General features: G+C 43.4%; 1 pseudogene. It reads right to left on the reverse strand.

Annotated features, from left to right (window positions below):
• Positions 1-171: 171 nt before the first annotated feature.
• Positions 172-472: pseudogene (locus tag BN338_RS12705) on the reverse strand (hypothetical protein); the annotation flags it as partial.

Raw genomic sequence — 472 nt, forward strand, 5'->3', positions numbered from 1 at the left:
TCCATAGCTTTCTCCAATGCCCAGCTGCTTACCTTTCTAAGGACGTATGTGTAAGCAAGCGCTGTCGACGTTGGATCTGCTGTCGCTTGCATTTTAAGACCGTTTGAAATCAACATGAACGCTGTCTGAATTTCCTCTTCAGTCGCTTTCTTCTCAAGCGTATTAAGCGTATCATTGGCTAGTGAGGTAATGAGCTCCGCTTCTGAAGTCGAGGGTTTCTGATTTGGGAGCCAATGGTGGGGATATTCTTTTGTCATTCTTGAACAAAAATTCGAATGCACTACCTGCATTTCTGATATCGGACATTGCGTGTGCAACCTGACGACTGAGGCTGATTTTTTCGTTTCCGTGGTTGTATTGTTGTTCGTTGTTAAATCCTTGCCTTCCATAATTTACTCCTTGAGAAGGTTTGTTAAAATCTTTTGCGTTCCGTACCCAGTTACGCCATGTTGCTTGCCAATCGATTTTGGTT

This window comes from Bartonella queenslandensis AUST/NH15 (assembly GCF_000312585.1).
GTDB classification, from domain to species: domain Bacteria; phylum Pseudomonadota; class Alphaproteobacteria; order Rhizobiales; family Rhizobiaceae; genus Bartonella; species Bartonella queenslandensis_A.